General features: G+C 60.0%; 21 protein-coding genes and 2 pseudogenes. 14 read left to right on the forward strand and 9 right to left on the reverse strand.

The genetic code is table 11. The annotated features are described in order from the left end of the window. Window positions 1-417 precede the first annotated feature (417 nt). Together U5A65_RS25665 and U5A65_RS25670 are read right to left on the reverse strand one after the other, a co-directional pair. Window positions 418-795: a hypothetical protein gene (locus tag U5A65_RS25665; RefSeq protein ID WP_321948092.1), complete on the reverse strand. Its 378-nt coding sequence runs from the start codon at window positions 793-795 to the stop codon at window positions 418-420. Then, entirely contained in the window at window positions 792-1,187 is a 396-nt protein-coding gene (locus tag U5A65_RS25670; RefSeq protein ID WP_321948094.1) for a winged helix-turn-helix domain-containing protein, read from the reverse strand. The genes U5A65_RS25665 and U5A65_RS25670 overlap by 4 nt, the downstream gene beginning before the upstream one ends. 343 nt (window positions 1,188-1,530) lie before the next feature. Here U5A65_RS25670 and U5A65_RS25675 point away from each other — a divergent pair, with 343 nt between their 5' ends. After that, window positions 1,531-1,734 (forward strand): hypothetical protein, encoded by a 204-nt coding sequence (locus tag U5A65_RS25675; RefSeq protein WP_321940474.1) that lies wholly within the window; start codon window positions 1,531-1,533, stop codon window positions 1,732-1,734. A gap of 326 nt (window positions 1,735-2,060) precedes the next feature. Here the strand turns inward: U5A65_RS25675 and U5A65_RS25680 are convergent, their stop codons facing one another. Continuing rightward, window positions 2,061-3,077, reverse strand: coding sequence for a DUF2059 domain-containing protein (locus tag U5A65_RS25680; RefSeq protein WP_321948096.1), 1,017 nt, complete (start codon window positions 3,075-3,077; stop codon window positions 2,061-2,063). A 1,291-nt stretch (window positions 3,078-4,368) separates the two neighbouring features. Between U5A65_RS25680 and U5A65_RS25685 the strand changes: the two genes are divergently transcribed. After that, window positions 4,369-5,073 carry an SDR family oxidoreductase gene (locus U5A65_RS25685; protein WP_321940226.1) on the forward strand — a complete coding sequence of 235 codons (705 nt, stop codon included), beginning with the start codon at window positions 4,369-4,371 and terminating at the stop codon, window positions 5,071-5,073. Between the two features lie 221 nt (window positions 5,074-5,294). Next, window positions 5,295-6,356: an alkene reductase gene (locus tag U5A65_RS25690; RefSeq protein WP_321948466.1), complete on the forward strand. Its 1,062-nt coding sequence runs from the start codon at window positions 5,295-5,297 to the stop codon at window positions 6,354-6,356. A gap of 383 nt (window positions 6,357-6,739) precedes the next feature. Here U5A65_RS25690 and U5A65_RS25695 read toward each other — a convergent pair. Beyond that, window positions 6,740-6,814, reverse strand: a pseudogene (locus tag U5A65_RS25695) (MarR family transcriptional regulator); the annotation flags it as partial. Window positions 6,815-6,836: 22 nt separating this feature from the next. Beyond that, a pseudogene (locus U5A65_RS40985) lies at window positions 6,837-6,929 on the reverse strand (peptide-methionine (S)-S-oxide reductase); the annotation flags it as partial. A gap of 505 nt (window positions 6,930-7,434) precedes the next feature. Here U5A65_RS40985 and U5A65_RS25700 point away from each other — a divergent pair. The 10 genes from U5A65_RS25700 to U5A65_RS25745 all read left to right on the forward strand — a co-directional run bounded on the left by U5A65_RS25700 (window position 7,435) and on the right by U5A65_RS25745 (window position 19,643). After that, window positions 7,435-7,731 (forward strand): hypothetical protein, encoded by a 297-nt coding sequence (locus tag U5A65_RS25700; protein WP_321948098.1) that lies wholly within the window; start codon window positions 7,435-7,437, stop codon window positions 7,729-7,731. A gap of 192 nt (window positions 7,732-7,923) precedes the next feature. Beyond that, a complete protein-coding gene (locus U5A65_RS25705) occupies window positions 7,924-8,376 on the forward strand; it encodes an Ohr family peroxiredoxin (protein WP_321948100.1) in 453 nt (150 codons plus the stop codon). A 50-nt stretch (window positions 8,377-8,426) separates the two neighbouring features. Then, complete coding sequence (locus tag U5A65_RS25710) at window positions 8,427-8,699, forward strand: hypothetical protein (protein WP_321948102.1); 273 nt, start codon at window positions 8,427-8,429, stop codon at window positions 8,697-8,699. A 106-nt stretch (window positions 8,700-8,805) separates the two neighbouring features. Beyond that, window positions 8,806-9,198 carry a VOC family protein gene (locus U5A65_RS25715; protein ID WP_321948104.1) on the forward strand — a complete coding sequence of 131 codons (393 nt, stop codon included), beginning with the start codon at window positions 8,806-8,808 and terminating at the stop codon, window positions 9,196-9,198. A gap of 14 nt (window positions 9,199-9,212) precedes the next feature. Beyond that, entirely contained in the window at window positions 9,213-9,986 is a 774-nt protein-coding gene (locus U5A65_RS25720) for a response regulator transcription factor (protein WP_321948106.1), read from the forward strand. 92 nt (window positions 9,987-10,078) lie between these two features. Then, a complete protein-coding gene (locus tag U5A65_RS25725; RefSeq protein ID WP_321948108.1) occupies window positions 10,079-10,549 on the forward strand; it encodes a response regulator transcription factor in 471 nt (156 codons plus the stop codon). Beyond that, a complete protein-coding gene (locus U5A65_RS25730) occupies window positions 10,546-16,050 on the forward strand; it encodes an AAA family ATPase (protein ID WP_321948109.1) in 5,505 nt (1,834 codons plus the stop codon). The genes U5A65_RS25725 and U5A65_RS25730 overlap by 4 nt, the downstream gene beginning before the upstream one ends. A gap of 223 nt (window positions 16,051-16,273) precedes the next feature. Next, entirely contained in the window at window positions 16,274-16,834 is a 561-nt protein-coding gene (locus tag U5A65_RS25735) for a lecithin retinol acyltransferase family protein (RefSeq protein WP_321948111.1), read from the forward strand. Window positions 16,835-17,084: 250 nt separating this feature from the next. Beyond that, window positions 17,085-18,404, forward strand: coding sequence for an epoxide hydrolase (locus U5A65_RS25740; protein WP_321948112.1), 1,320 nt, complete (start codon window positions 17,085-17,087; stop codon window positions 18,402-18,404). A gap of 84 nt (window positions 18,405-18,488) precedes the next feature. Beyond that, window positions 18,489-19,643: an epoxide hydrolase gene (locus U5A65_RS25745; protein ID WP_321948114.1), complete on the forward strand. Its 1,155-nt coding sequence runs from the start codon at window positions 18,489-18,491 to the stop codon at window positions 19,641-19,643. 68 nt (window positions 19,644-19,711) lie between these two features. Here U5A65_RS25745 and U5A65_RS25750 read toward each other — a convergent pair. Then, window positions 19,712-20,432, reverse strand: a protein-coding gene (locus tag U5A65_RS25750) for an IS6 family transposase (protein ID WP_321948467.1) whose coding sequence is annotated in 2 segments (ribosomal slippage) — window positions 19,712-19,963 and window positions 19,965-20,432 — 720 coding nt in all. Because the reading frame shifts where the segments join, the coding sequence is not laid out codon by codon here. Between the two features lie 192 nt (window positions 20,433-20,624). Here U5A65_RS25750 and U5A65_RS25755 point away from each other — a divergent pair. Next, a complete protein-coding gene (locus tag U5A65_RS25755; RefSeq protein WP_321948117.1) occupies window positions 20,625-21,002 on the forward strand; it encodes a universal stress protein in 378 nt (125 codons plus the stop codon). Between the two features lie 467 nt (window positions 21,003-21,469). On the opposite strand, the gene U5A65_RS25760 is transcribed toward U5A65_RS25755, so the two are convergent. From U5A65_RS25760 to adk, 3 genes are all read right to left on the reverse strand, one after another. Beyond that, the gene (locus U5A65_RS25760) at window positions 21,470-22,978 is read right to left on the reverse strand and encodes an acetyl-CoA hydrolase/transferase family protein (protein WP_321948118.1); all 1,509 of its coding nucleotides are present in this window, start codon (window positions 22,976-22,978) and stop codon (window positions 21,470-21,472) included. Between the two features lie 47 nt (window positions 22,979-23,025). Next, on the reverse strand, window positions 23,026-23,970 hold the full coding sequence (locus U5A65_RS25765) for a histone deacetylase family protein (protein ID WP_321948120.1): 945 nt from the start codon (window positions 23,968-23,970) through the stop codon (window positions 23,026-23,028). A gap of 74 nt (window positions 23,971-24,044) precedes the next feature. Next, the gene (gene adk / locus U5A65_RS25770) at window positions 24,045-24,707 is read right to left on the reverse strand and encodes an adenylate kinase (protein ID WP_321948122.1); all 663 of its coding nucleotides are present in this window, start codon (window positions 24,705-24,707) and stop codon (window positions 24,045-24,047) included. Window positions 24,708-24,834: the final 127 nt, after the last annotated feature.

Here is a 24,834-nt window from a genome sequence, read left to right on the forward strand (position 1 = left end):
GTGACCCGCATTCGAGCGAAGGCTATGTCTGCCAGACTTCCCGGCGCGAGATTGGCGGATATCCGACACTTGTCATGCCAGACGCGTTGGAAAGCATTGAAAACGAGAATACCGAGAAACCGTTGAGTACGCGGGCAGTGCACACGGAAACGGTCAATGGCATGGTCAATCTGATCGAAATCGCCCGATCGGCGTCTCGGTTCCGGCTTGCCTGCCAGCGCGTTCCAGAGCGTGCCAGCCGGCAGGGCCGCGGCAATCATGACGACCGTTTCGCGTGCAAATATCCACGGACGAATCGCAGCTGACCTGGCACCTTTCAACCAGGTTGCATCGATACTCTGCAACCTCCAGCAACTCCGAATGCTGGAAGGCAGCGCTTCAACGCCGCCGTATTTCCTCGAATGCGGCGGCCTTTTTTCAGGTAGTGCGTCCGCTATTGCTTCCACGTTTCAAACGGGCCGTACAGAGCGAGTGAATTCGCTGGACAACCGGCGAGCGGTAATCGAGATACCATCCGGTGCGCAGCTTGAAAAGCTTGTGCAGGTCGGCGTCATCCTTCGGAAACGGACGTGCACTTTCCCGCTCCGCAATCGTACGCGCCATCTCCACCAGCCTCGCGCGCTCCAGCCAGTCGCATTCTGCGCCGTTCGAACGCAACCAGATCTGCGCCGATTCGATCAGATAATCCGTGCGCAACCAGACACCCTCACGCGCAAACGTGAAGAGCAGGCCGATCACGAGAAAGCACAGGAGCTCGGCGCGAGCTTCATCGTCCAAAGCTTTCACGGCGCTCAAAAGTGTTCCTGCAGCCCATGATCGCGAATCAGGCGGTTGATGTGCGATCGTGAGTACCGGACGCCGAATTTCTGCTCAACGAGTGCGACAATGGCCTCCCTGGTCCGGCGCGGCGTCGCGAATCCCTGAAGTCCAGGTGCATGTTTGATTGCAGCGACGAGCCAGCTCAACCCCTCTGCAGGAAGCTGCCTGCGACGTCCGACATCGCTCAACTGTAAGAGCGACCGCTTGCCGCCGGCCTTGAACAGGGCAGCATAGCGGCGAGCCGTGGCAGGGCTGAGATCAAGTGCCGCCGCTACCTGCTGGATGCTCTGCCCCGCTTCCAGCATCTCCGCGGCGATAGCGCGCCGGTCTGTCCACGGCGGCCCGCGAAATCCATCTTTTCCTTCCATCGTCGCCATCCATCACTACCCGTTTGTGGTCGCAAAAATAATTGCAGGTATTTCACGCATGCGCAATCAGGCACTCCCAAATCTCCGCCGCCCCGCTGATCGCCTTGTATGCCACCAGAAAGCAGTATTGGCGAAAGCCGATTGAAGGCGATCTTTGCCATAGTGGAACGCATGGCGACACCAGGCGCCGGGCCGCCACCGGCCAGTGCAGTTCACTCACACAAGCGGAAGCCGGCTGGCGTCCACCAACGCCGTCGGCGTGCCTTCTTTTCTGCGTGCTGTCGACTATGATCGGGTGGCACTACGCGCGCATTCCTGTGCATCACATCACGAGGTCTGAGTTATGCGCGATCTTGAGGAGTTTTGTACCGCGTACCAAGCCTTGGCGGCCGCTCGAGGCCAGTTCCAGCGTCGCGTTCGTGTGGGCGGCAATCCTGAAAGGCCCGACGAACTACTGCTGCTGACGACAGCGCTCAATGCCGCTACGTACCGCTATCTGGCCGCCGTCGCCGGGCTTGGTGAGATTGATGACGCGCGGTCTCGATAAGGTGTGCCAGAGTCACGTAGGTCAGCGCTGCATTTGCTGGACGCAGCTACGGCGCGTGGCAGGAGGTAACGCGGGTCGACGCATGAATTGCAGCGAAGTTTTTTGGTTGCACGCGGAAACGTATCACGTTAGTGGTGAGTGGTGGGTTCTGGGAACTGGAAGACGCACCATCGATACGCGATAAGATAACCAAGCTCCCGCTTACGATACTTTTATCGCGGTTGGCGCCCGACACTGTATGGCAAGATCGCCACGCAGATGCTCAATGGCTTCGCGCAGATTCGAGTCAGTGCATTTCGCGTTTGCTCACGCCGCAATTTCAGACATCATTTTGGGACCGATGAAGCTGCTTCGTCGTGTGGCAGCGATCGGTAGAGATCCCGCCATCTCTTCAAGTTTCCGTTCAACTCAGGGCTCACTTCCATGGCGAACGTCCCTATAGCTTTACCCGCAGCATCCGTTGCCTCATGAAGAGCACGCAGTTCGTCAGTTTCTGCGGGTGAATCGACAAACGTGCCAAAGTCATGCAAGTCGGATGCATACGCTCGCCCGATCCGATCAAGCTCGTCACCTTGGCTTGCGGCTGTCACATTCATCATCAAGCGGGTTACCAGGGCACCGCTCGAGTCCGAGTCGCCTCCGGTGTGATGTGCGTCCTGAGTCGCCACGATCAGCATGGCCATTGAGGTCGAAAGGCGAAGGATTTGCACTCTCGCCTCCATGGTATCGGGCGTTGCTGCTCGAAGGTCCTGAACAGTCTTCTCATTAAACACTCGGGCTGCGCCCTGCATACTTGCAGCCGCTAGCCGTTCCTGAAACGCGAGGTACCTGCGGCCCATATCCGACTCATAAAAATGAATCAAATCATCCGCCTCTGAGCTGCTCAGGTGAGCTGCGTAACTCCGAGGGAGTACGTCGAAATACGTTTTCGTGACCACCGGCGCAACCTTGTTCTTGATGCGATCGGACTGTGCCGCACAGTCTTGAGAGATAACTGTGCGCATCGTGTCCCATCGTGAATCGTTCGGATTCCAGGTTCGGTTGCCTGGGTCTACCGCATGCAAGCTTCGTGCGACACATACTTCGACGTCCGCACGCTGATCAATACCAGGAAGCGGAGTCGTTTGCCCTCGGTGGATGGCGACCAGCCGTCCAATCTGTGATTCGGTCGCTCGCGGCCACGCAGATTGCGAGCTTTCCTGCGTTACCGACGCCCCGCTCGCCGCATTGTCTGCACCGCTCGTCGCGTTCGGCATCTGAGCATAGGCCGCGACTGGGCAGACTTCGGCTAGCTGGGCCAGCGACAAGCTGGCAACGATGATCAGAATTGATCGTCCGATCATGCGGTCTCCGATTTCGGAATGAATACGCCTCGTAAATCAATTTCAAGGAGTATCTCGACAGGAGCGAAAAGTTGTCATGGGGCGATCACATGATGTCGAGACTGACTAACGATGGATGTGCGGAGCCGCGCATTTCCTCGAGATTCATAAAGTGAGAGAGTAAGTCAATTGCTGATCGAGCTGATCATAGGTCGGCTAGACATTGAATTACTGCCGTTCGGTTGCGCGCCCCACTATGTCCGAGAAGGGTCGAAGAACGAAACCGCTCGCGCGGTAGGGGGCTGCGGTCCGACGCTAGAGGTCAGGGAGAGGCCGGTCGCGCGGTTTTATGTTGACGAATGAGGCAATCCGCCTCGTTCTTCAACAGGAGCCGCACTATGACCTCCTCCCAACCGACCGTCAGCCCTCTACCGCGCGAGCGGCTTCGTTCGTCGACCCGTTGCAGACGGTCATTATCCGGCGACTTGTACGGCGCTTCTCGCACTGCCATGGACATTCAAGTGATGAAATCGCTGGCCGGTTCTCAGCCTTCACATACTGCGAGGCCATCAGCCGGACAGTGTGGCCGAGCTTCTGGATTCCGCGCCCATTAGTGCGCTCCCCAGCAGACCCTGCGCAAGCGGTCGCGTGCATCATGAAATTCACCGATGTCGACGCTATACTAGCCTGCGCCAGTGTCTCCTTCTGCCAGTAGAGCCGTTCAAGTGTCTCACGCTGCACGCTAACTCCTGGCACTTTTCCTGAATCCAGCAATTGCTCTTCACTGCGGTCGCTTGAGGCAATGAGGTTGGGTTGATGCGCAATCGTGGAAGGTTCCTGTTCCCTGTTATTAGATTGGTCCTGAACACGTATTCGTTGGCATGCCTGATCACTTTAAATCTGCGGTTGGCCGTTGATCGACTTCAGTTCGTCATTCAGCCAGCGCCGATCCCACTCTTCCCACCGACGCTTCGACGATTCCGCGATCGACCCAAGGTTTAGATCGACCAACCATGGTGCAGGCTCCTGGTCCGTTGGTTGTGGGCTGCGTGCGTTTCGCATGCGGCAATCTTGCGCGTCGATACCAGCAGGTAGAGGCGATCGACCACCGTGCAATACAAACCAACCGCCGCGCGCCGCATCCTTATTCCGTGGTTGCGAAAATTTGCAGTCACACCCGAACGCAACTACGGGCAGTTCAGGCGTTCGGCATGCAACAGACACCGGGTTTCTGTTGAAGGCTTGTTCTCACTGGATCCCACGCGCACGGCAAATCGGCGCGCATGCGATTCATCACGCGAAAGGAATGAAGATGAAGATCGAAGGTGCTGTCGTTTTCGTAACGGGCGCGAACCGCGGGCTTGGCCTCGAGTTCGCGAAGCAGGCGCTCGCAAGAGGAGCGCGCAAGGTTTATGCGGGCGCGCGCGATCCGGCCAGCGTGACGTTGCCGGGCGTGGTGCCCGTTAAGCTCGACGTGACCGATCCGGCGGCCGTGGCGGCGGCCGCCGACGCAGCGCTCGACGTCACGCTGCTGATCAACAACGCGGGCATCGCTCGGTTTGGCAACCTCATTGACGACGGCGCACCCGACGCATTGCGCGATCACTTTGAAACCAACGTGTTCGGAATACTGGCGATGTCACGCGCGTTCGCGGGCAAGCTCGCTGCCAACGGCGGCGGCGCGATCCTGAACGTGCTGTCGGTCGCGAGCTGGGTGAACCGGCCGATGTTGTCGGGCTACGGCGTTTCGAAATCTGCCGCGTGGGCGCTGACCAACGGCCTGCGCCATTCGCTGCGCGAGCAGCGCACGCAGGTCGTCGGGCTGCATGCCGGCTTCATCGATACGGATCTGGCGCGCGGGCTGGAAGTACCAAAGGCGACGCCGGCCGACGTGGTACGCCAAGCCTTCGACGCGATCGAGTCGGGGGCGGAGGAAGTGTCCACCGACGACTTCACGCGGCAGGTGAAGGCCGGGTTGTCGGCAGGTGTCTATTTGGACGAACCAGCGCCACGCTGAGGGCAGCGGAGCGTTCGTCCGTCGCGTCGCGCGCGCGCTCGCCCGCTCGCGACGGAATGGCCTGCCGGGCCTGGCCGTGACGTCAAGGATGCCGGAAACATCAAGTCGTAACAACGCCTTTCATGGATAGCCGCTCGCTGAAAACTGGACTTCAGTCAGCTCGTTCAACACGTTGTTTTCATTGTTGCGGACTCTGTGTCCGCCAGGAAAAACAAGCTTCTATGCCGACTCTTTTTGCTCCCCTCCAGATTGGCGACCTCACGTTGCCGAACCGCATCGTCATGGCCCCGCTGACCCGTAAGCGCGCCGGTGACCAACGCGTGCCCAATGCGCTGATGGCAAAGTACTACGCCGAGCGAGCCTCCGCCGGGCTGATTCTCACCGAAGCCACTTCCGTGACGCCGCAAGGCGTTGGCTACGCCGCGACTCCGGGCATCTGGTCGCAAGAACAGGTCGCCGGCTGGAAGCTCGTCACCGAGGCCGTGCACGCCGCTGGCGGCAAGATCTTCCTGCAACTTTGGCATGTCGGCCGCGTGTCGGACCCGATCTTCCTGAACGGCAGTCTGCCGGTCGCACCGAGCGCGATCGCGCCGCAAGGCCACGTGAGCCTCGTGCGTCCGCAGCGGCCGTATGTCACGCCGCGCGCGCTTAACCTGGCCGAAATTCCAGGCATCGTCGATGCCTACCGCACGGGCGCCGAAAACGCCAAGACCGCTGGTTTCGACGGTGTCGAAGTGCACGGTGCGAACGGCTATCTGCTCGACCAGTTTCTGCAGGACAGCACAAACCATCGCACTGACTCATACGGTGGCTCGATTGAAAACCGCGCCCGCCTCCTGCTCCAGGTAACCGATGCGTGCATCGAAGTTTGGGGCGCTAGTCGCGTCGGCATGCACCTCGCGCCGCGCGGCGACATAGGTACGATGGGCGATTCGGACGCAGCGGCTACATTCGGCTATGTCGCGCGCGAACTCGGCAAACGCGCCATCGCCTTTATCGCTGCCCGTGAATCGCTCGGCAACAAGCGTCTCGGTCCGCACCTGAAAGCCGCGTTCGGCGGTCCGTATATCGCGAACGAGAGGTTCACCCGAGAATCGGCACAGCGAGTACTCGATGCAGGCGAAGCGGATGCCGTTGCATGGGGTCAGTTGTTTATCGCCAACCCGGACTTGCCGCGTCGCTTTGAACTCAACGCGCCTTTGAATCGGCCCAATCCTTCGACGTATTACGCCGAAGGGGAAACCGGCTACACGGATTATCCAAAACTGGAAATGGAGAATTGATCGAAGTCCCGGCTCGCGGAAATCGGTGGGTATCAACGTACTTGCCCCTTCAGTCATGCAGCCAATTGCGGCTTACACGCGGCGTGCGATGCCACTGCGTGCTGCGCTGCTTAAGAGAGATTTCCTTCGGGGATTTCGCGTCGCGAGCAGGCGCGGTTTTGGACACGGTCTCGAGGTCTAATACATAGGTTAAGGATGCGCGTTTTGCTGGAAAGGCGGCGCTCGCCACTGATGGCAACAGCGGTATCGGGTTCACTGCAGCGAAGCTTTCGATCGCTAAAGGCGCTCGTGTTGTGACCATCGCTCGCGACCGCGAAACTGAATCAGTCGCTATCCGAACTCGGTGAAAACGCGTTCGGCACTCAGGCCGATCTCGACGATGAAAGCTTTCGACCGTTTTTCGTGAGACTGACCCTCACCTGGCGCTCGTCTCCGGGATCGCGCTGCCTTTCCAGATAATCCCAGAGTTTTACTGCATCCTCATCTCCGATCAGGCAGTTTCCAGTGTGCCCGAATGAAGTGGCACGTGTATCCATCGGGATTGCGTTCCAGATAGCCCTGATGTCCCAGTTCAGTTTGACTAAATCGTATACGATAATAGCGTATGCGATTTATATCTTGCCATAGTACAACCTCTATGCAGAAATCCAGCCATGTCAATAGCGCACAACGAGTTGCCCACGATTTATCGATCGCAGGCCAAGAAGCGACTTTTTGAGTACTAGCTGCGCTTCCGCCCGCTGCAGAAGTGGCGGCATGGCAAATGGAATGCCGATGCACACGACGGCAGACCGTAGGTAGACCTCCACTGGCCTCGCGGTGCGGTTTCGAACTCATGCTGCCAGCCCTCCCCTGAACCAAGGTTTAGAGCACCCAACCATGTGTGCAGGCTTTCGGCCCGCTGGGTGCAGACCGCCTGCGTTTCGCGTGCGGCAATCGTGCGACTCGATACCAAGAGCTTGAATCGATCGACCACGGCGCAATACAAACCAACCGCCGCGCGCCTCATGCTCACTCCCGGGTTGTGAAGATTTGCATTCACACCCGAACGCAACCACTGGTTGCCAAGGAGTTTGTCATGGATCAGATGCCCGGTTTCAGTCGTCCTCTCTTCCGGGGAACTGCAGCGGCAATCGTTGAAGGACAGGAGCGAGCCATAAACGTCGTGGATCCCTCAACGGCGCCTGGGCTCTTACCCCAGTTCAACGTCGCGTCGCTGTTTCACCCGGGCCACGCGCTCTCCATCCTGTGTGATCGCTGTGAAGAGCTTCGCCGGATCCGGCGGGAAGAAAACATGGACGATTTCTTCGGCATTGAAGACCTCCTATCCCAGGCCTATGAAGACGCGGTGTACGCCGCGCTGATGCCTACCTGAACGACACCGCTTCCCGAGTTCGCCAGCTGCCGCTTCCCGAGGCTCATCCGTGAGATGGATTGGAGCGCGAGCGGAGTGGTCGGGCTCGACCCGATTCCGGCGCGCGATCTACGCCCTATCGCGCCGGCAATGGTGCGCGGCGCAACGAGTGTCGGCGCTTAGACAACTGGGCTAACCTATGAGGAATTTGCAATGACCACCAAGATCCAGACCGTGCTGCTCACGGGCAAAACTCAGACAACTGCCAGCCGCGGCAAAGGTGCTTCCCGCGGCGATGAACGGCTCGACATCCAACTCTCGACCCCTGGCAAGGCTGGTAACGAGATCGTGTTCACCGCGATCCAGATGCATCCGACCGCGGAGCAGTTGTTCGCGGGTGCCTGGTCGGCCTGCTACACCGGCGCGCTCGGCCTAGCGGCCAAGGCGAAGAAGGTCACGCTGCCACCCGACCTGGCCGTTGAGATCGAGGTCGATCTAGGCATGACCGGCGACGAGTATTTCATCCAGGCCCGATTCAACGTTCGCGTGCCCGGCGTTGCACAAGACCTCGCCGAAGCCATCGCGCACTCGGCACATCAGATCTGCCCGTACTCGAAGGCTGTGCACGGCAACATCGACTTCGCGGTGAACGTCATCACGGCGTAATCCGGCAAGGCTTGCGCCTCTCACCGAACATCTGTCAGGGAATTTCCATCATGAAGACCAGGCTCATCGTTGCACTGCTCGTCGCCTTTTCGGCGTCCGCCGCCGCTCCCGCATTCGCCAGCGGCTACGGCCCCGCCCCGTTTTACCGGCCCGCGGTTGGCGCACCAGCGTCGCAACGCGGTCAGAGCGCGCAAACCTTCGCCGCCGGGCGCGACGCCGTAGCGGACTCGCAAGAGGCATATACCGGGGTAGTCGCCGGATACTCCCAGGCGGGCAGTCATGCCGCCGCGACGTCGCGCGACAACCTTTTTGCGCGTCACTAGATCGCGCATCCCTCCGTCGCTGGATCGTCGCACATCGTCGTTCCGCATGCGCGCCGGTCACAGCGTCGGAGGAGACATGGTTCATCTACCAGGGGAGGAGTAGACAATGTTCAGTCACGTGGTGGTCGGCACCAACGACCTTGAAAAAGCAAAGCGCTTCTACGATGCCGTGCTAGGCGCGCTCGGCTATGGCGAAGGTGTCAGCGATGACAACGAGCGGCGCCGGCGCTATGTATATCGCGCGGACATGGGATTTTTCATCATTACCGAGCCGCTCGATGGTCAGCCAGCTACCCACGCCAATGGAGGAACAGTCGGCTTTATCAGCCAGTCGGCCAGCCAGGTCGATCTCTGGCACGCCACCGGGGTCGCACATGGCGGCCAATCTGCCGAGGCTCCGCCCGGCGTGCGCGAAGCCCCGTTTTGCAGCCTGTATCTCGCCTATCTGCGCGACCCAGATGGCAACAAGCTCTGCGCCCTACATCGCCTTGCGGCCTGACTCGAGGAGCGACGATGAAGGAAAGCGAGAGCAACGTAGCCGGCTCGCGCTACCACTCGGCCCTTCATCCCGCAGAGGGGACGTTGACCGCCCATGGCTTGCGGAATATCATGAAATTCATTCCGATGAACCTTCAATCGCCGACCAAAGTGGTGCCGAATTCAGATACATGCGTTGTGGTCATCGACGACGACACGCAGTTTCGAGAATCGCTCGAACGCCTCTTGCGGTCGGCCGGTCTGCGCGCGCAAGGGTTTGATTCGATAGCCGAGTTTGTGAAATCCGGGCCGCCTGATTGTCCTACCTGTCTCGTTCTGGATGTGAGAATGCCAGGAAGGAGCGGTCTGGAGTTTCAGCGCGATCTTGCCGCGGCAGGCTCAGCGCTTCCGATTATCTTCATCACCGGGCATGGTGACATTCCGATGACCGTGCAGGCGATGAAGGCGGGTGCCATCGAGTTTCTGACGAAGCCGTTCCGGGATCAGGATCTTCTGGATGCCGTGAACGTAGGGCTCGCTCGAGACCGCGCACGCCGCGAGAACGAAGAATCGCTGAGCGCGCTCAGGGCCCGATTCGAAGAACTCACGCCGCGTGAACGCGCGATTCTCCTCCAGGTCGTGCAGGGTCGGCTGAATAAGCAGATCGCCGACGATATGGGTATCACCGAAACCACGGTGAAGGTTCATCGAAGTAACATGATGCACAAGATCGAGGCCGCATCGCTCCCTGAACTCTGCCGGATGGCGGACAGACTCAACCTTCTGCCGAAGAGAGCTGAGCGCTCGTAGTCGCCGGGATCTCGGGGGGGCGTTTCTCCGGGTGCCCGCCCGGTCACACCTAAACCAAGGCTTAGAGATCCAGCCTCGCTGCGGGAGTACTCTTGTCAGCAGAGCAGTACTCGGTCGAGCTGTTGGTTGGGCTCGTCGTCGAGGCTGCAAGTGACGCACCGGAAACTGCCGTGCCCGAGCCATCCTTGATTTCCATTGTCGATGACGACCAGTCTTTTCGCGACTCCATGCGAAGACTGCTCAAGTCGCACGGCTACACCGTCGCGGTGTTCACGTCCGCGGCCGAATTCCTCGCGTCTACCCAACTGCTCGCAACCGCCTGCCTCGTCGCTGACATACACATGCCCGCGATGACGGGTGCTGAGCTTTACGAGCATCTGACCGCAACCGGGCACGCCATCCCAACGATCCTGATCACGGCCTATCCGGAAGATAGCGTCCGGCAACGCATGTTGAGTCTGGGAGTCGGCGGCTACCTGCACAAGCCATTGGACGAGGCCGTCCTGATCGATTGCCTCCGCCGCGCCTTCGCGCGCGGCAAGGTGCCACGAGTCGCACCATGAATACGCTCGACGGCGATTTGGACAATGACTCTCCCGAAGTGCTGTGGGAGGACGCCGAGCGCGTCTTCTACAGACTTAGGCGTATTGATGCCGAAGGTGATCGATATGCTTTCATGCCAACGCGCTCCGACGACGGGCAGGCCATGCTCGACGTATCCCGCCGCCTGAAGCACGAATACGAACTCAGGGACTCTCTCGACGCGGAGTGGGCGTTGCGGCCCGTTGAACTCGTGCAGGAGCAGGGACAGACATCGCTATTCGTCGAGTTTTCCGGAGGCATCCCGCTCGATCGCCTTATCCGTCAGCCCATGGAAATCGATCGGTTTCTCCGCCTGGCACCAGCCATGGCATCCACACTCAGTCGGCTTCACGGAGGCGGGCTGATACACAAGGACATCAAGCCTTCCAATGTGATTGTGGATTCGGAAACGGAGCGCGTCTGGCTCACCGGCTTCGGCATTGCATCCCGCCTCCCGCGCGAGCGCCAGTCGCTCGAACCCCCTGAGTTCATCGCCGGAACGTTCGCTTATATGGCGCCCGAGCAAACCGGACGGATGAACCGCTCGATTGATTCGCGAAGCGACCTGTACTCGCTTGGCGTCACATTCTACGAAATGCTGACAGGCGGTCTTCCGTTCACGGCATCCGAGCCGATGGAATGGGTGCACTGTCACATCGCGCGACAGCCAACAAACCCCAGCGAGCGACTGGCGAGTATTCCGCTCGCCATCTCGGCGATCACGATGAAGCTGCTCGCCAAGACCGTCGAGGAGCGATATCAAACGGCGGCGGGTGTCGAGAGCGACCTTCGGCACTGCTTCACCGAATGGAACGCGACCGGCCGCATCCACGACTTCGCGCCAGGCGAACATGACACGCCAGACCGCCTAATGATCCCCGAGAGACTCTACGGGCGCAGCTCGGAGGTCGACACGCTTCTCGCCGCGTTCGATCGCATCGTTGCTGGAGGCATGGCCGAGCTGGTGCTCGTCTCCGGATACTCGGGCATCGGCAAATCCGCTGTCGTCAACGAGCTCCAGAAGCTGCTAGTTCCCTCTCGCGGGTTGTTCGCGTCAGGCAAGTTCGACCAGTACAAGCGTGACATTCCGTATGCCACGCTGGCGCAGGCGCTCCGGGGACTGATCCGTCCGCTCCTGAGTAAAAACGAAGAAGACTTGAGCAGATGGCGTGACGCGCTTCGCGAAGCGCTGTTTCCGAATGGACTCCTCATGGTCGAGCTCGTCCCCGAACTGAAGCACATCATCGGGGAACAGCCCCCGGTGCCTGAGCTTCCTCCGCAGGATGCGCAGGCGCGCTTTCAGTTGGTATTACGGCGATTCATCGGCGTATTAGCGCGGCCTGAGCATCCGCTCGCGCTCTTCCTCGACGATCTGCAGTGGCTGGACGCAGCCACGCTCGACCTGCTAGAGGACTTGCTCACACGCTCTGATCTGAAGCACCTCTTGCTGATCGGCGCTTATCGCGACATTGAGGTCACCGCCACCCACCCATTGGTACGCAAGCTGGTAGCCCTTCGCCAAGCCGGAGTGGCATTGCGGGAAATCGTCCTCGCCCCGTTGGCTCGCGACGACCTGGTGCAACTGCTGGCGGACTCTCTTCGTTGCGATCCAGAGCACGTCGTTCCGTTGGCGCAATTGATCGACGAGAAGACGTCTGGCAATCCATTTTTCGCGATCCAGTTCATTTCCATGCTGGTAGACGAAGGGGCGCTCGCCTTTGACTACGGTGAAGGGCGATGGTCATGGGACCTGAACCTCATCGATGCCAAGGGCTATACGGACAACGTCGTGGAGTTGATGGTCGGAAAATTGAGCCGCTTGCCGTTGGCAACACAGGAGGTGCTGCGTCAGTTCGCCTGTCTGGGAAACAGCGCCGAATTCGACTTGCTGCAGATGGCTTGTCAGGAACCGATCGAGGTATTGCACGATCACCTGTGGGAGGCCGCTCGCGCTGGTTTGATCGTTCGCTCGAACGACGAGTACCGCTTTCTGCACGACCGCGTGCAGGAGGCTGCCTATTCACTGATCCCGCAAAACATGCGCGCCGAGACGCATCTGCGCCTTGGCATGCATCTGGCCGAGCACATGCCGGTGGGGAGGCGGGACGAGGCCATATTCGAGATCGTCAATCAACTGAACCGCGGTTCCCACCTCATCACGTCGGTCGATGAGTGGGAGAAAGTTGCCGAACTCAACCTGATCGCTGGTCGGCACGCAAAGATATCGACCGCCTATGTCTCGGCACTCAAGTACCTGAAGGCGGGTAGCGTCCTCCTTGCCGAGCAGACGTGGGAGCGCAACTACACGCTCATGTTCTCCATCGAGTACCTGATGGCCGAGTGCGAAATGTTGACGGGAGATATGTCGCTCGCCGAGACTCGGCTTGCGCGCCTGGCCGAGCGGGCAAAAGGCCGCCACGACTTCTGCGCTGCGACAATTTTGCAGATCAGGCTCTACACCGCGCTGGACCAGAGCGATCGAGGTCTGGAGGTCTTTTTAGAGTGGCTACGCCGTGAAGGAACCGTGTGGCCGAAACATCCGACCCGCCAGGATGCGACGCGCGAATACGAACGAATCTGGCTGCTGCTCGGCAGTCGGACAATTGAAGAATTGGTCGAACTGCCACTGGCAACGGACCCGGATGTTCTTGACACTCTGGACGTCTTCACGGAAGCAGTCGCGACATCCAATTTCTTCGACGAGCACCTGTCATCACTTATCGTGTGCCGCATGGTGACTCTCAGCCTCGAACACGGCAACTGCGATGCGTCGTGCTTCGCCTATGTCTGGATGGCGATTGTCGCCGGACCGCGTTTTGGCAACTACCGCGACGGCTTCCGGTTTGGCCAACTGGGCTACGACCTGGTTGAGAAGCGCGGCCTGCAGCGCTATCAGGCGCGAACCTACCTGTGTGTCGGCGCTCTTGTGATGCCATGGACGCACCACCCAGCCAGTGGGCGCGAGCTGATGCGCCGAGCATTCGACGCATCCAGTCGGCTTGGCGACGTTACCTATTCCGGCTATAGCTGGAACACGTCGATCACCATTTGTCTGGCGGTAGGAGATCATCTCGCAGATACGCAACAGGTGGCCGAAGAAGGTGTTGCGTTTTCCAGCAAGGCACGTTTGGGTCTTGTCAGTGCCGCCTGCAGTGCGCACCTTGGGCTGATCCGAACCCTCCGTGGTCTGACTGCGGCATTCGGACAGATGGATCACGACGAAGAGAGTGAGCTCGCGACCGAACATCATCTGGCCAGCAATCCTAATCTGGCGCTCGCCGAATTCTATTATTGGTGCCGTAAATTGCAGGCACGGTTTTTTGCGGGAGACTATGCATCGGCTGTTGATGCCGCGCGCAACGCGCAGCGTCTGCTCTGGACATCGACGCTGAATTTTGAAAGTGCGGAATTTCATTTCTATGGTGCGCTTGCACGCGCCGCAGCTTGGGATCAGGCTTCCTCCGACCAGAAGAAGGTGCACTTCGAAGCGCTGACAGCCCACCACAAACAGCTCGAAGCATGGGCAAAGCTTAACCCGGTAACCTTCGAGAACCGCACAGCAAGCGTTGGCGCCGAAATCGCGCGAATCGAGGGTCGCGCGCTGGAAGCCGAGGCGCTCTTTGAGAAGGCCGCCCGGTCGGCCCAAATGCACGGCTTTGTCCACAACGAAGCGATCGCCAATGAACTCGCGGGGCGCTTTTACGCGGCGCGTGGCTTCGAAAGGATTGCAAACACCTACCTGCGCGACGCAAGAAACTGCTACCTTCGTTGGGGAGCTGACGGAAAGGTTCAACAGCTCGAACAGTTGTATCCACAGCTCAGGATGGACAAGCCGACTACCGACATCACGAGCACGATGGTGGCACCTGTCGAGCACCTGGATCTTGCGACTGTGATCAAGGTCTCGGAAGCGCTCTCTGGCGAGATCGTCCTGGAGAACCTGATCGGCACGCTGGCGCGTACGGCCGTCGAGCATGCCGGTGCCGAACGAGGTGTACTCATTCTTCCGGGAGGCGATAGATATTGGATAGAAGCGGAAGTCACGACCAGCGGTGACAAGATGGAGGTCCATCTCCCACGAACGAACCTCACCGCAGCAGATCTGCCCGAATCCGTTTTCCGTTACGTCCTGCGTACCAAGGAAAGCGTGCTGCTGCATGATGCCTCGGCCCAGAATCCATTCTCCGACGATGACTACACTCGGGAGCACCGCACGAGGTCGGTACTCTGCCTGCCGATACTGAAGCAGACGAGGCTGCTAGGGGTGCTGTACCTGGAAAACAATCTGACGGTCGGTGCCTTTACACCCGCTCGAATGGCAGTCCTCAAGCTGCTGGCATCGGAGGCCACCATCTCGATGGAGAACGCGCGCCTGTACTGTGACCTTGCCGAACGCGAGGGCAGAATCCGGCGCCTCGTGGATGCCAACATCATCGGGATCTTTTTCTGGGATCTCAACGGCAGGATTCTCGAGGCAAACAGCGCCTTTCTTCGCATGCTGGGATACGACCGTGATGACGTCTCTTCAGGGCGTATCCGCTTGACGGAACTGACGCCGCCGGAGTGGCGGGATCGTGATGATCAAACCTTCGATCCAGAACTGAAGGCGACGGGTCGAGTGCAGCCTTATGAGAAGGAGTTCTTCCGCAAGGACGGTGGCCGCGTCCCTGTCCTGATCGGGGCCGCGACTTTCGAAGGGGATGTGCACCAAGGTGTAGCATTCGTGCTCGACCTGACTGAGCGCAAGAGCGCTGCGGACGCCATGCGCGAGGTGCAGGCGGAACTGGCGCACGCGAACCGCCTGGCCACCATGGGACAGCTCGCGGCTTCCATCGCCCACGAAATCAACCAGCCGATCGGCGCAGCACGCAATAACGCTCATGCGGCGCTGCGCTTTCTCGAGAGAGAGCCACCAGACCTGGCGGAAGTCAGTGAAGCGCTCGAATGCGTGGTCACCGATACCTACCGGGCTGGCGACATCATTAGCAGAATCCGCGATCAAGTCAGAAAAGTACCTCCCCGCCAGGAGAGCGTCGACCTGAACGATGCCATCGGCAATGTGATTGCGCTCGTGCGAGGCGAGTTGTCGAAGAATTGCGTGACGGTCCAGATGCAACTAGCGGAGGGACTGCCGTCTGTTCGCGGAGATCGAGTTCAATTGCAGCAAGTGATGCTGAATCTGATCCTCAACGCGATCGAGGCCATGGCCGGCGTCGATGCCGAGGCGCGGAAACTGGTGATTTGCACCGAATTGAGTCCGTCGCGGGGCCTGCTCGTCACGGTCGGGGACTCAGGCCCCGGCATCACACCGGAGGATCGCGAGCGGGTTTTCGAATCCTTCTACACCACCAAGGCTGGCGGAGTGGGAATCGGCCTCGCAATCTGCCGCTCCATCATCGACGCCCACGGCGGAAAACTGTGGGCGGACGCCCATCGGCCGCGCGGCGCGGCTTTCAAATTCACGCTACCTGCCCTCTCCTGAACCAAGGTTTAGAGCGGCCAACCATGTGCGCAGGCTCTCGGCTCGCAGGTTCAAGACCACCTGCGTTTCGCCTGCTGCTATCACATGCGTCGATACCAGGAGCTCAAAAGCAATCGACCACGGCGCAATACAAGCCAACCGCCGCGCGGCACATCCTGACTCCCGGGCTGTGAACATTTGCAGTCACAACCGAACGCAACCATAGGTTGCCGAGGAGTTGGCCATGCAACAGACGCCGTCGGCGAACGCGGTCGAAGTGAGAGCAAACGCAGGCCGCGACCCCCAACCGATATTTCGCGAAACCCACACGACCAACGCGACGACTGCTCCGACCGTTGCGCAAGACGAGCATTTTCCGCTCGGCGCGCACATCGTGACGCCTCGCCGCTGGTACACGCATCACGGCATCTACGTCGGAGCGGGCCAGGTCGTTCACTACGACGGCCTGTCTTCGTCACTGCGCCGCGGTCCCGTCGCGAAGGTTAGCCTCGCCGAGTTCTCCAATGGCTACCCGGTGTGTCTGCACAGTGATGTGGACGTGACGTACTCCGGCATGGAAATCGTAGCGCGTGCCTGCTCTCGCATAGGCGAAGACGCCTACGATGTACTTCGCAACAACTGCGAGCATTTCTGCTCCTGGTGCCTGACCGGAGTCGCTCGCAGCCCGCAAGTCGACCGCCTGTTGTTGAGCTCGCCCGCGGTGGCGCTCACCGTCCAATTTATAGCCTGCTGCGTCAACGGGTGGAGTACCGCTCGGGACGCACTCCTGCCTCTCGTCAGCTGATCAAGCGTCTTGCCGGCTCTCTGCTAAACCAACGTTCAGTGCACCCAGCCATGTGCGCAGGCTCTCAGCCCTCTGGTTTAAGACCACCCGCGTTTCCGTCCCGGTATCCCTGCGCGTCGATACCAAAGAGGGCAACCCGCTCGACCACGGCGCAATACAAGCCAACGACGGTGTCCGGCATTCTCACTCCCGGGTTGTGAACATTTGCGGTCACACCCGAGTGCAACCACCCGTTGCCAAGGAGTTCGCCATGCAACAGACGCCAGACTTCGGTCGCCGTCGTCTCTTTTTCGGAGCTGCAGCGGTAGCCGCTGCAAGCACGCTAGGTTTTCTCAGTTTTTCAGATAGGAGTCGTGCCATGAGTCAAGCTGCACAACAGATGGGTACCGACGGAGTTGCCATCCGTCCGTTTCACGTCAGTATTCCGGAGTCGAATCTTAACGAATTGCGCCGACGCATCAACGCGACAAAGTGGCCCGAACGGGAAACGGTTACGGACGACTCGCAAGGCGTTCAGCTCGCCACGATTCAGGCACTCGCGCGCTATTGGGGAACGGACTACGACTGGCGCAAGGTCGAGGCGCGGCTGAACGCTGTGCCACAGTTTGTGACCGAAATCGACGGACTGGACATTCACTTCATCCACGTTCGTTCGACGCATGAGAACGCATTGCCGCTCATTGTCACGCACGGGTGGCCCGGATCGATCATCGAACAGATGAAAATTATCGAACCCCTTACCAATCCCACCGCACATGGCGGCAGCGCATCGGATGCGTTTCACCTGGTAATCCCGTCGATACCGGGCTACGGTTTTTCAGGTAAACCGACTGACACTGGCTGGGACCCCCAACACATTGCGCGCGCATGGGTCGTCCTCATGAAGCGTCTTGGGTACACAAAATTCGTGGCTCAAGGGGGCGACTGGGGTGCGGTCATCACCGAGCAGATGGGTGTTCAGGCGGCTCCGGAGTTGCTGGGCATTCATACCAACATGCCCGGCTCGGTTCCTGTGGGCATCGACAAGGCGGCGTTCTCAGGTGCGCCAGCGCCATCCGATCTCTCGGCCGACGAGAAGCTCGCTTACGAGCGCCTGCAATTTGTCTACCAGAAGGGCATCGGCTACGGCTACCAGATGGGGCTGCGCCCGCAGACCCTGTACGCTCTGGCGGATTCGCCGGTCGGTCTGGCCGCCTATTTCCTCGACCACGACCAGCGCAGCTATCGGCTGATCTCTCGGGTCTTCGCGGGGCAGGCCGCCGGTCTCACCCGGGATGACATCCTCGACAACATCACGCTCGCCTGGCTGACAGACACGGCGCTTTCTTCGGCCCGGCTCTACTGGGAGAACAAGCTCACGTATTTCGGTGTCAAGGGCGTCACGATCCCGGTTGCCGTGAGTGTCTTTCCTGACGAGCTCTATCCGACGCCGCGGAGTTGGGCGGAGCGGGCGTTCCCCAAGCTTATCCACTACAACAAGGTCGACCGCGGTGGCCACTTCGCGGCCTGGGAACAACCAGCGATCTTCTCGGAAGAGGTCCGCGCGGGCTTCAGGCCGCTGCGCGCCTAATCAGCACGAGGAAGCTCCATGGAAGAAGCATCGTCTGTGGAGCCTCCGGAGCATCCGCCCACTCGACCACAGGAAAGAGACAACATGGAACCGTTTCGCGTCGAAGTACCCGACGATGTGCTGAATGATCTACTGACACGTCTCAAGCTCACGCGCTGGACCGACGACTTCGCAAACGAAAGCTGGCAGTATGGCACCAACACCGCCTACCTCAAGGATCTGGTCTCTTACTGGATCACGAGCTACGACTGGCGCGAGCACGAGCGCGCGATCAATGCTTATCCGCAGTTCCGCACTGAGATTGATGGAGTGCCGATCCACTTCATCCACGTGCGCGGCAACGGTCCTCACCCCAAGCCGCTGATCCTCTCCCACGGCTGGCCCTGGACATTCTGGGAATACCACAAAGTGATCGGTCCTCTCAGCGACCCCGGCTCACACGGTGGCGATCCCGCCGATGCCTTCGACCTCGTGGTGCCGTCTTTGCCTGGCTACGGGTTCTCCACGCCGCTGCGCAAGCCTGGCGTCAATTTCTGGCGCACTTCCGGACTTTGGGTGACGCTTATGGAGCGGCTGGGCTATCCGCGTTTTGCTGCACACGGCGCCGATTGGGGTGCGCTTATCACGGCCGACCTGGGTCATCGCTATCCCGAGCGCGTGATGGGTGTCCACTTCCCGATGACGCTACCGTTGGATCTGTTCAGCGGCGGAGTGCCGGCGCCCGAAGACTACGACGCAGACGAAGCGCCGTTGTCCGCACGCTTGCAGAACTTCTTCGCCACCGAGTCGGCCTACTCGGCGCTGCAAAGCACCAAGCCGCAGACCATCGCCGCAGCGCTCAACGATTCACCTGCGGGGCTGGCGTCGTGGATACTCGAAAAGCAACGCAGCTGGAGCGATTGTAACGGCGACGTTGAAACCCGGTTCAACAAGGACGATCTGCTGACCACGATCATGATCTATTGGATCACGCAGAGCTACGGCACATCGGCTCGCTACTACTACGAGGCTGCACACGATCCGTGGGCGCCGGTGCACGACCGCGTGCCCGTAGTCGAGGCTCCAGTCGGCATTTCGGTGTTGCCAGAAGAGATATGCTGCGCCCCACGCCGCTGGGCCGAGCGGTACTACAACCTCAAGCAGAGGCGGTATCACTCCAGCGGTGGACACTTCGCGGCGTGGGAAGAGCCGCAGACTATCATCACGGATGTCCGCGATTTCTTCCGCTCGCTGAACTGACGCCTAAGCAGGGTTGTGTCGCGTTAAGGGTGATGGGGTAAGCAAGCACACGTGATGTAGAGGATTACTTACATCGCGAGAGAATAGAATTTCTCGGCAGCAGTCGATGCAACGCCATCGTCACACATTTGTCCCTTGCGGATCATGTGCGTAATCTCGATGCCGGACAGGATGATGCGCGCACAGCGGAAGTCCTTGAACCCCATCATCGGTTTGATGATGCGCTTGATGGCGCGGTGGTCCTGCTCGACGACATTGTTCAGGTATTTGCTTTGCCGGATCTTGATCGGCGTTGGCCGCTCAGCGTTGAGCGCCTCAAGGCGCCGCCAGATTAGCGCCGCTCTTGTCCACCGTGATCGTTTCTGGCTCGCCATTCCGGTCAATCGCCTTTTCGAAGTAACGCCGGGCTGCGGTCTTGTCGCGATGGGCGCGCAGCAGGCAATCGACCGTATTGCCCGCCTTGTCGACGGCGCGATACAGATATTTCCATTGGCCCTTGATCTTGACGTAGGTCTCGTCGACGCGCCAGCTCCTACCCACCGGGAGCTTGTGACGGCGAAATGCCTTTTCGAACACCGGCAACAGCTTGATAACCCAACGGTGCACGCTCGAATGATCCACCTCGATCCCCCGCTCGGCCATCATTTCCTCGAGGTTGCGCAGGCTCAGCGAATACGCCACATACCAGCGCACGCACAACAGGATTACATCCAGCGGATAGTGCAGTCGCTTCAGTACCTTGCCAATGCCGGTAGGCAGCGTCTTGCGTGGCATCTTCGTCTTCGCCATCATGCTCGTCATGCGTTTTGGTTCGAGCGATTCTACTCCACCGCGTTAGCGCGACAGAACCCGCACTCGTGCCACCTGCTTGCGGTCATGTGGCGGAGGCACGTCGCGTGAAGATTCGCATCGTGCAAGAACGTCTCCCGCTGGCGACGACATGCTGCACGTCAATTGCATCTTCGACAGGCATCTCGCATCATGTTCAATATCCTCCTCGCTCCCCTGGACGGCTCGCCTCAGAGTGCGCACGTTATCAATCTGTCCAGCCGCGCGACGGCGAAAGGTACAGCGACCGTACGTCTTCTTTGCGTTGTCGACCCACCCTACGCGCTGCCTCCCGGTTGCGAGAACGGTGTCACGCCATATGGCCTGACCTACACCTACGCAAACGCGCAGACATCTAACGTACACTCAATTCCGACGGCCGCAGCCTCCCAACTTGCCGACCGGAATCTTACGGTGGAACAGCACTTCCGCGCCGGGAATCCTGCCGATATCGTCCTCGATCAGGCTCGGCTGCTGAACGCGGAAGTCATTGTGATGGGACATCATCACCTATCAGGGCTACGCCACTGAGCCAATCCGTCAACCTGCGGAATAGTCATCGAAAGGTCGCCATGCCCTGTCCTCATTGAGACTCGCGAAATGGGCTAACCCTAAAACGCTGGTGAAGCGGTAGTCACTTCCTTTGACCGTTCAGGGACAGTGCCATTTTCATGAGCCAGTCCTATGGCAAACGGCCGCGACGGTACTATCCGTTGTCACGCCCGTACACCAGTACCAGTACGTTGCTGGCCAACGAAAGGCCTCGCCGGCCGCCAGGATGGCGGGTGTAGATTGTCCAAAGCATTGAAGCAGCAGCCTCGAATCCAGGAGGACGTCCCTGATCGATCGCTTACAGTCGATCTGTATGCACGACGCTCGATGACTGCCGCCCGCGCGAGAACGAGGCGTTACCTTGCGTTGAGCGACTGCTGATTGGCGGACGATGCCGCGTCGATCAACGCGAATGCTGGTCCAGGAGCACACGAACGGCGATCTGCTTACCGCATGCGTCCATTCTCCACGAAGCGCCGATGCCACGACAACGCTTCGCCGAGAAGATGCGGCGTGTGCTTGCCGACGCTCTCGCGGCAGGAGCGCTCGAAGTAGTCTTCGAGCAGCGGACGGTAATCGGGATGCGCGCACTGGGAGATGATGGCGCGTGCGCGCTGCTTGGGCGAGAGGCCGCGCAGATCCGCGAGCCCCTGCTCGGTCACGATCACGGTCACGTCATGCTCGGTGTGGTCAACGTGGCTTGCCATGGGCACGATGCACGAAATGGCGCCGTTCTTAGCAGTGCTCGGGGTCACGAAGCACGACAGGAAGCCGTTGCGCGCAAAATCGCCCGACCCGCCAATGCCATTGATGATTGACGTACCCGCGACGTGAGTGGAGTTGACGTTGCCGTATATGTCCGCCTCCACCATACCGTTGATGGCGATGCAGCCCAGACGCCTCACCAGTTCGGCGTGGTTCGAGATTTCCTGCGGACGCAGCACGATACGGCTGCGGTAATGGTCGATATTGCGCTGGAATTCCTCGACACCCTCCGGGCTCAGCGAGAGCGCCGTGGCTGAGGCCACACGCAGCGCGTCGGTACGGATCAGATCCAACATTGCATCCTGGATCACTTCGGTGAATGCGCTGAGGCCTTCGAAGCCGCCGTCGCGCAACCCACTGAGTACGGCATTGGCGATGTTGCCCACGCCCGACTGCAGCGGCAGGAGTTCAGGCCTGAGCCGTCCGTGCGCGATCTCGTGCCGGAAGAATTCGACGAGATGTCCGGCGATGCGCGCGCTGATCGCGTCGGGTGCTGCGAAGCGGCCGAGTCGGTCGGGCGCGTGTGTCTCGACGACCGCCACCACTTTAGAGGGATCGACGCGCAAATATGGCTCGCCAATGCGGTCGCCGGGCGCGACGAGTGGAATCGGCTTACGCCCCGGCGGCAGCGCAGTGCCGTAGTAGATGTCGTGCATACCGTCGAGTCCTGCGGGCTGATTCGAGTTCACCTCGAGGATCACCTGGCTCGCCAGATCGAGCCACGTCTTGTTGTTGCCCACGGAAGTCGAAGGAATCAGGCGTCCGTCAGGCAGAATACCGGCCACCTCGATCACCGCCATGTCGATCGGGCCGAGAAAGCCGAACCAGGCGTACTGTGCCACCTGCCCGAGGTGGATGTCCATGTACTCGATCTCGCCGCGATTGATGCGCGCACGCAGTTCGGGGTCGCTCTGGTAAGGCAGCCGAAAATCGATCGCTCCCACTTTGGCAAGCGCCCCGTCGAGTTCCGGCGCGGTGGATGCGCCAGTCAGCACGCGAATGGCGAACCGTTCGCCCCGGGCATGTGCGCCCTCGATCAGCCGCGCGAGCTCGAGCGGCACGGCCTTCGGATACCCTGATCCGGTGAACCCGCTCATGCCTACCGTCATACCCGGTTGAATCAATTTCGCCGCAGCAGCAGCGGGCATGATTCTCGACATGAGCGAGGCTTGCTGAATTCGCGTTTCCATACGCGTTCCCCCATGTTTGAACTGCGAGGCGCCCACTCGAGCCGGACTCAGGAGCACTCAAGGGCAACATCGACGCCAGCCAGTGCCTTCACGTGCGCGGCGGCGCTTCGCCCCAGTGACGACAGTGCGTAGCCACCCTCCAGACACGAAACAACACGTCCCGCCGCATGTTGCCCGGCGACTTCGACGATGCGCTGCGTAACCCATGCATAGTCGCGCTCAGTCAGACAGAGGTTGCCCATGTCGTCTTCACGATGCCCGTCGAAGCCCGCCGAGATGAAAATCATCTCTGGCTTGAAGGCGTTCAGCGCAGGGAGCCACTTGTCGATGACCGCGGCCTGAAGTGCTTCTCCGCCTGAGCGCGGCGGCAGCGGAACATTCACCATGTTTCTGCCCCGCGCAAGGTGTCCCGAATATGGGTAAAGCTGATCCCCGAAAATCGAGCACATGAGGACGCGATCGTCGTCATGAAAGATGTCTTCGCTGCCGTTCGCGTGATGCACGTCGAAGTCGACGAGTGCCACGCGGGAGAGACCGTGCACGTTCAGTGCGTGACGAATCCCCACCGCGACATTGTTGAAAAAGCAGAACCCTCCAGCTGCAGCAATCGCAGCATGGTGCCCTGGGGGCCGCACGTTGCAGAATGCCGAATCGCACTCGCCGCCGATCACAAGGTCGGCTGCGAGCACAGCAGCCCCTGCCGCGCGCAACGCAGCGATATAGGTACAAGGATTCATGCTGGTGTCGGGATCGACATGCACATACCCTTCAATCGGCGTCATGCTCACCAGGCTGCGGATGTACGCGACGGAGTGTACCTGGGCGAGCTGCTGCTCGGTGGCAAGCGGCGCGTCGTAGGTCCGCATGTAGTCGAGGAGCCCCTTCATGAGCAGCATGTCATGGATGGCGCCAATACGATCGGGCGACTCCGGGTGCATGTACCCCATCTCATGACGCTCGCAATCGGGGTGGGAAATATAGGCTGGAAACACGTCGGCTGCTCCGAATCGAGAAGAACTGGCCGCGTGACTGACGAGAGCCTGCGGTCTCGCCAGCACGCGCGGGCTTACTCCAATGCGTCGAGTACGCGTGCACGGATTTCCTCGACGCTGCCGAGGCCCGAGACGCGCCGGTATTGCGGCGCTGTCAGGCCATGCTCGGCGCCGCGCCGCATCCATTCGGTGTAGTAGTCGATCAACGGCCTGGTCTGCGCGACGTAGACCTGGAGGCGCTTCCTGACCGTTTCTTCCGTGTCGTCATCTCGCTGGATCAACGGTTCTCCCGTCAAGTCATCCTTTCCTTCGACCTTCGGCGGATTGAACTTCACGTGATACGTGCGGCCCGATGCCGGATGGAAGCGGCGGCCGCTCATACGGACGATGATCTGATCGAACGGCACGTCGAGTTCGAGGACGTGATCGATCGTGACGCCGGCCTGCTTCATCGCCTCGGCTTGCGGCAGCGTGCGCGGAAATCCATCGAACAGATAGCCGTTCTTGCAATCGGGCTCGCGCAGGCGTTCCTTGACTAAATTGATGATGAGTTCATCGGGCACGAGTTCGCCCGAATCCATGTAGCGCTTCGCCTGGACACCGCAAGGCGTGCCGGCCTTCACTGCCGCCCGCAGCATGTCTCCGGTGGAAATCTGAGGTACCCCAAATTTTTCGCCGATGAAGCGAGCCTGAGTACCCTTGCCCGCGCCGGGCGCACCCAACAATATCGAACGCATCTGATGTCTCCTGTCTCCGGCCGTCAGGGCACGGCATTGCATGCAATTGAATTCTCGGCGCGGGAGCACGCTGACTCTTGATGTGCATCAATCGAAGCGGACCAATACGTCAGCGCGGCATGTAGGC

The organism is Paraburkholderia sp. J10-1 (assembly GCF_905220165.1).
GTDB lineage: Bacteria > Pseudomonadota > Gammaproteobacteria > Burkholderiales > Burkholderiaceae > Paraburkholderia.